This is a genomic window from Acinetobacter sp. UBA5934, assembly GCF_002430855.1.
GTDB lineage: Bacteria > Pseudomonadota > Gammaproteobacteria > Pseudomonadales > Moraxellaceae > Acinetobacter.
Map to the genome: position 1 here is coordinate 10,832 of NZ_DJDC01000161.1, position 460 is coordinate 11,291.

General features: G+C 48.7%; 1 protein-coding gene. It reads left to right on the forward strand.

Translation table 11 applies throughout. The features are described 5' to 3' along the window. The coding region (locus B2Y23_RS11695) for a PDZ domain-containing protein (protein ID WP_291370962.1) at window positions 1–460 on the forward strand (460 nt) is incomplete at both ends.

The window sequence follows — 460 nt, forward strand, 5'->3', positions numbered from 1 at the left end:
GCTGGCTGAAGTGTATTGGGATCGGGTGGTGTTGCGTCAAAGCAATGGCACGACGCGAGAACTACAATTCAAGGGTATTGAAAATGGTCTGGATCAAAGCATTGTTCCACCTGTAGCAACGACCAATCTAGCTACAAATAACCAGAACACTAATCAATCTATGCCGGCCATGCCCAGCCAGGAGCAAAATGCATTAGGGCAGGCAGTGCAAAAGATACAGGAAGATCGTGATCAATATTTAAAAGATATGGGGGTCAATGCAGCAGGTGGGGGGTATGAAGTTACCACAAGAACGCCAGCGGCATTGCGCAGTAAGTTGGGACTACAACCCGGTGACCGGATCATGTCTTTAAATGGACAGGCTGTGGGTCAGGGGCAAAGTGATGCCCAACTGCTGGAACAGGCTCGACGTGAAGGTCAGGTCAAAATAGAAATAAAGCGTGGTGATCAAGTGATGACC